9 protein-coding genes and 3 pseudogenes are annotated in these 4,969 nt (G+C 51.7%); 2 read left to right on the forward strand and 10 right to left on the reverse strand.

Annotated features, from left to right (window positions below; translation table 11 throughout):
- Positions 1-39: 39 nt before the first annotated feature.
- From QMN93_RS25335 to QMN93_RS25350, 4 genes and pseudogenes are all read right to left on the reverse strand, one after another.
- Positions 40-183, reverse strand: coding sequence for an MbeD family mobilization/exclusion protein (locus tag QMN93_RS25335; RefSeq protein ID WP_369124329.1), 144 nt, complete (start codon positions 181-183; stop codon positions 40-42).
- 60 nt (positions 184-243) lie between these two features.
- Positions 244-546, reverse strand: a complete 303-nt coding sequence (locus tag QMN93_RS25340) for a sialate O-acetylesterase (protein ID WP_264884040.1) — start codon at positions 544-546, stop codon at positions 244-246.
- 87 nt (positions 547-633) lie between these two features.
- A pseudogene (locus QMN93_RS25345) lies at positions 634-729 on the reverse strand (MbeB family mobilization protein); the annotation flags it as partial.
- A gap of 46 nt (positions 730-775) precedes the next feature.
- Positions 776-1,198 (reverse strand): annotated as a pseudogene (locus tag QMN93_RS25350) (relaxase/mobilization nuclease domain-containing protein); the annotation flags it as partial.
- Between QMN93_RS25350 and QMN93_RS25355 the strand changes: the two are divergent.
- Positions 1,127-1,399 carry a hypothetical protein gene (locus QMN93_RS25355; protein ID WP_264884035.1) on the forward strand — a complete coding sequence of 91 codons (273 nt, stop codon included), beginning with the start codon at positions 1,127-1,129 and terminating at the stop codon, positions 1,397-1,399. The pseudogene QMN93_RS25350 and the gene QMN93_RS25355 sit on opposite strands and share 72 nt — an antisense overlap.
- Before the next feature lie 7 nt (positions 1,400-1,406).
- On the opposite strand, the gene mobC is transcribed toward QMN93_RS25355, so the two are convergent.
- The gene (mobC, locus tag QMN93_RS25360; protein ID WP_001715145.1) at positions 1,407-1,733 is read right to left on the reverse strand and encodes a plasmid mobilization relaxosome protein MobC; all 327 of its coding nucleotides are present in this window, start codon (positions 1,731-1,733) and stop codon (positions 1,407-1,409) included.
- Between the two features lie 505 nt (positions 1,734-2,238).
- Between mobC and QMN93_RS25365 the strand changes: the two genes are divergently transcribed.
- A complete protein-coding gene (locus QMN93_RS25365) occupies positions 2,239-2,409 on the forward strand; it encodes a hypothetical protein (protein ID WP_264884039.1) in 171 nt (56 codons plus the stop codon).
- Here QMN93_RS25365 and QMN93_RS25370 read toward each other — a convergent pair.
- The 5 genes and pseudogenes from QMN93_RS25370 to QMN93_RS25390 form a co-directional block, all read right to left on the reverse strand.
- Positions 2,406-3,308 carry a replication initiation protein gene (locus QMN93_RS25370; protein ID WP_264884038.1) on the reverse strand — a complete coding sequence of 301 codons (903 nt, stop codon included), beginning with the start codon at positions 3,306-3,308 and terminating at the stop codon, positions 2,406-2,408. The two genes, QMN93_RS25365 and QMN93_RS25370, sit on opposite strands and share 4 nt — an antisense overlap.
- Before the next feature lie 195 nt (positions 3,309-3,503).
- On the reverse strand, positions 3,504-3,788 hold the full coding sequence (nadS, locus tag QMN93_RS25375; protein ID WP_012442910.1) for a NadS family protein: 285 nt from the start codon (positions 3,786-3,788) through the stop codon (positions 3,504-3,506).
- Position 3,789: 1 nt separating this feature from the next.
- Complete coding sequence (locus QMN93_RS25380) at positions 3,790-4,122, reverse strand: type II toxin-antitoxin system RelE/ParE family toxin (protein ID WP_323620216.1); 333 nt, start codon at positions 4,120-4,122, stop codon at positions 3,790-3,792.
- A gap of 94 nt (positions 4,123-4,216) precedes the next feature.
- Complete coding sequence (locus QMN93_RS25385; protein ID WP_264884037.1) at positions 4,217-4,654, reverse strand: hypothetical protein; 438 nt, start codon at positions 4,652-4,654, stop codon at positions 4,217-4,219.
- Between the two features lie 160 nt (positions 4,655-4,814).
- Positions 4,815-4,889 (reverse strand): annotated as a pseudogene (locus QMN93_RS25390) (protein MobD); the annotation flags it as partial.
- Positions 4,890-4,969: the final 80 nt, after the last annotated feature.

Genomic DNA, 4,969 nt, shown 5'->3' on the forward strand with positions numbered 1-4,969 from the left:
ACTGACTGGCGAATATCTTTGGCCCAAGGAACCGAAAGCTTAGGGTGTCATTTCGCCCTCAGCCGGAACCGACCCCATGTGCTGCAAACTGCTGTAGCTTTCCTGCCACGCCTGATGCTGTTGTTCGTAGCTGGCCTGTAAGCTCTCTAAGGCGCTCAGAAGCTGTTTTTCCATTTCGGTCATGGTTTTCTGTGTCCTGTGGGTCAAAATCGTTCAGGGGCGTTTCTGTGCGTTCTGGCGGGGTTATTTCGCGGTGTACTTCACCACCGTGTTGCCCGCCGTCGAAGTGTAGGTTTCCACGCCGTGTGCTTTCACCGGCAGCACTACCAGATAGCCGTTCTTCTGGCTGTCGTCGCTGTAGATCGTCACCCCCGCGCCGCTTTTCGCTTTCAGGCTCGCCAGCTGCTGGCTGTAACCGTCGATGTCGCTCAGGCGTGAGCTGATGATCTGCCCCTGGAACCAGATTATCCCGCTCAGGATGCCAATCAGGAGCGCGGCGCAGACCACTATCCAGATCAGCGCGGTGGTGGCCGTGGCTCTGATCATGCCCGTCAGCCTGCCGTTCTGCTCGCGGATAGCGTTGCTGATGCTCTGCGAGCTTGATTGCAGTTCCGCGCTGATAGACGTTTCCAGCCTCCCGAACTCGCGCTTCACGCTCTGCTCGGTATCCTGCGCTTGCTGCTTCGATTTCTCCTCGAAGCCCTTCGCCAAATTTAAAATCTCGCTCATAAATCATTCCTTTCAGCCGGATGTTTCTGCCGCCGGACGGGTCGGCAATACTGATACTGCTTTTGGTTTCCCGCGCCACGGTGAGGCCAATACTTTCGAGCTGAGTCACCACGTCCTGCCGGCTGCGTATCGCGCCCTGTGCCATCAGGTTCATCAGGCCGGTCGTCAGCTTTTCCGCTGCCTGCTGTTTGTCTCGCGGCAGGTCGCTGGCCTGCGTCAGCGGGCGGCGATAGGCGGGATCATTGGGGTCACGCAGTCCGAGCCGGTCGTTGGTCAGCGTCTGCCAGGCGTTGACCCTGGGACGGTCGGCTCGGTCAAAGTAGGGTTGCAGCCGTTTCCCGCTCTGTAATTCGATGTTCGGGATCACGAAGTTCAGCTCGAGGCGGCCTTTGTCCTGATGCTCAACCCACAGGCAAGCGTACTGGTCTTTGTCCAGACCGGTCATCAGTGTCTGTTCCCATTCGTCCATAAGACGCGCCTTTTCAGGCGCGGTAATGTCGGCTTCCTGAAAGGACAGCACGCCAGAGGTGTAGGCGCGGGCAAAGTCACAGCAGTCAATCAGTTCGCGGGTGCGTTCGGCGTCTCCCCGCAGCACGCGGGCGTCACTGCGCTGGCGATCTTTGCCCAGCAGGTAATCAACGGGGCCACTGCCCGAACCGGCACCCCGTGAGTGAATTTTAACGATCACGGTGCTGCTCCAGCAGTTCACCGAGATTGCGGTCGAGGCTGTTTAACACAGCCAGCAGGGACACACGCTCAGTGGGATTCAGTCCGTCGAGCTGGTTAAGGCGGCGGGCGATCTGGTTAAGATTGTTGCCTATCCCGCTGACCTGTCGCAGCAGTTCGGGCGCCACATCTGGCAGACGGCGCTTTCTGGCGGTGTGTTCTCCCAGACCGAGCTGACGCAGCCATTCGGCCAAATGGGTTCGGTCACACCGGTCGATCAGACGCTGATGCTCTGAGTCGGTTAGGCGGATTTTGATCTCTCTCGTGCGCTTTTCCATTCTCACTCCGCTGAGAAATATGCGCACCCAAAGTGCGAAAGTTTCGCAGTGGATGCCAGGGGTTTCGGGGGGCGGCGAGCCCCCTGAACCAGTCACAGTGGCACCTCGATAGAGGGGACGCTGTGTGTACTGGCTTAAAGTATGGTGCAGTATCTCAGATTATGTGTTGCGTTCAAGAAAACGACAACCCCTCAGAGAGGGCTGTTATCTGATATAGGTTGTTTTTGTCTCACGCATAAAAAAGGGATGGATGATTTTTTTTGCGAAAAGCGAAAAAATATTTGCTTTACAGCAAATATGTGTTATTGTTATAAATGGGACTTTAACTTTTTTGGGGTTTTTATGGTTAAATGAAGGGCTGGTTTTTGTTTTGTATCTTTAGCTTTTATCGTCTTGGTAAACGTATATTAGCAAATAGGTAAAAAACGTCAAGCATAGTTCGGACACAAGGGATACGTTCCCCCTTGGATATTTATCGCATGGACTCTCCTTAGTGGAGATATATATGTTTGATTTTATTGGTGATTACGTTTGTAGTTTTATCATTGCAAGAATCGTTGGAAATCTACTTTTACAGTTGGTCATGACTCTTTGCTCCTTGCCTGTCATGAACTTAATAGTGATTTTTGCGATTTTAGTGACTTTGTTCGCTATAGCTCGAGAGTTTAAAAACTAACCTCCCTGCTTGCGATAGAAAGTTGCGCGGCTAATACCAAGGGACAGCCAAGGCTTCGTGTTTACGAGGGCTGAACTGTCCTTTGGCCTGCCCCCGCCTCTGCTTTTCCGGCCTCTAACAGCCTGAATAGATGGTGCGTGTGTGCGTGATACATACTCCGCAAATCCTTCAGGGGATAGTTGGTGATGTGTCCATTTAGCAATGCTTTTTGCTATACCTCCCACCTCTTTTTCATCCAGAGGTGATGTGAATTGCAGATTATATGCGTTGGCACGCTCATAGCAGGCTTCCAGCCACTGCTCATACTCAGGCCAGCCCTGACGAATCGCGCGGTATGCCCACTTGCGTGTTTTATCGAAAAGAGTGCAGTTACGCCCTAAGCCGTAATCGGCAACGATTTCTTTGTCGTTCGCAGCGTTCAGGTCGAGTGAGTCGGCCAGCCAGTCAAGCGTATAGAGTTCCGGCTGCCAGACGGCGATTTTCCAGTGACCGTGGTTCGGATTTTTGCAAATTAGCCCCGCATACCCCACGTCAGCGTCCAGTTTTTTACGTAGCGCGTTCTCTACGGCAGCAGCGTACTTCAGCGGCTTCATTTTTCCGTCTGGTGCGGTACGTATCGAGTTTTTCAACGCATAGAGCAGGTGTGCGTGTCCGTTTTCGGGATTGGTGATGGTCATCGTAGGCGCGGGCGCATTGCGATCGCTCCAGTCGATGGCGGCACCGATACGGTCAACGTCAAAACCGAGCCAGAACATGGCGTGAGGCTGGTTGAACTGAATGTATTTCGCCAGGATTGCGCGCTCTTTTCCCGCGATGCGTACACCAAAATGCAGATCGTCAGAAAAATACGGCTTGTTAGGTAAGCGGTCGTTGAACAGATCGAGAGCTGGGTTAGTCACTCACGCCAGCGCTTATGGCGGGCTGTTGTCTTGCACTCTGCATGTGCTAATATCCTTCTTAGGTTTTATGCCTAGCCCTGATTGATCATGTATCTTCCGCCAAGTTGAGCACATGATTATCGGGGCTTTGTTTTTTTCTGCCGTTAAAGTTACACGCGAACTGCGGCTTCTGTCGAATCCTTCCGTCATAACGCCTTAATGTGAGGCAAGTTCCTGAAAGAATTTAGGGTTGGCCTGTATGGTCGCCAGCACCTTCGCCGCTAGTCCGGTCGGGTTACGCCTGCCCGTTTCCCAGCTTTTGATGGTGTCGAGGCTGGTGCCAAGCACCTTCGCCATTTCATCCTGCGTCACGTTCAGCTGGGCGCGGAGTGCCTTCACGTCAGCCAGTTCGTAGCGTGTCACACGGGCAGGCGCTTTAACGCCTTTTTTGATCTCGACGGCTTCTTCGAGTGACGCTTTCAGTTCGTCAAAAAAACTCATGCTACACCTCATCTTTCAGTAATTTCGTCAGCTTTTTCAGGTCGGATTTTTCGGCGTCCGTCAGGCTGTCTTTGGTACTTTTCGGATAGGCCATCACCAGATAGATAATCTCGTCGGTGGCCAGAAAGTAAATCACCCGCGCACTGCCGCTTTTCCCCTGTGTGCCGGTCGCCATTCTGATTTTTCGCAGCCCGCCGGTTTGCCTGATGAGATCGCCTTTGTCCGGTGATTCAATCAGCGCTTTCTGGAGATCTTTGAGCTCGTCGTCCGTGGCGATTTGCTTTATCTGACGGGTAAACATCGGCGTTTCGATAAACTCTATCGCATGGCTCACTGTATCATTCCTTTTGAGTTAAGGGGTACAATGTACACCAAAAACATCAACATCGAAAGACTCATTGCATCAATGTCAGACAACAGCTTTCGTATCAAACTGATGTAGCAATGCCTCTCTTGATAAGCACTTTTGCAATACGTGTATGCCATTCCCTGATTATTTTGGTTGTTTCGACTTCATTCACACATTTCACAAGCGTTCCTCTTGGCTGAGGAAGTGTTTTCCCCCAGATATCCCAGTCAAGAACTCGAATAGGGCGACGATGCTCAATCCAGCCTGTTTCACTGTTGTCATCATGCACTGTGTATGCCCCCCCAATGACCTGAACAAGCGCTATAAGCTTTGCGCCATTCTTAATCGCGACGATATCATTCACCTTCACATCATTCTTGAATGATGAAATTATCGACTCTCCATCATTCCATTCACCTAAGCCGATGATTTTCTTACTTTCTAATATGGAATATATATGCACTTCAGCGAATGACTTATCATCAGGATGCATTTGCATATGCCAGTAAGTGGTCATTTATATCTCCTTAACTCTTTGATTATGAATATCCCAAATCACATTGAAGGGCCATGATAGCGGGTGCGCTGCTTTTCCAGTTTCAGCTGGTGTTCGTGCTGTTTTACGAGCGCATTAACCGGCTGACATTGTCGCTCAAGCTCTCGACCTGACCGCGCAAGCTGTTCACCTGATTGCTCAAGTGCTGACACACCCTGTCGCTGCGGTTCAGTGCCTGTGAGGTAGTCTCGAACATGTGGGGGTCGGTTCCGGCTGAGGGCGAAATGACACCCTAAGCGTTAGCTCTGTGTCGTTGCACGATGTCAGCGACGGTAT

It is taken from the genome of Enterobacter sp. R-1.6.2, assembly GCF_035064085.1.
Classification (GTDB): Bacteria; Pseudomonadota; Gammaproteobacteria; order Enterobacterales; family Enterobacteriaceae; genus Enterobacter; species Enterobacter asburiae_B.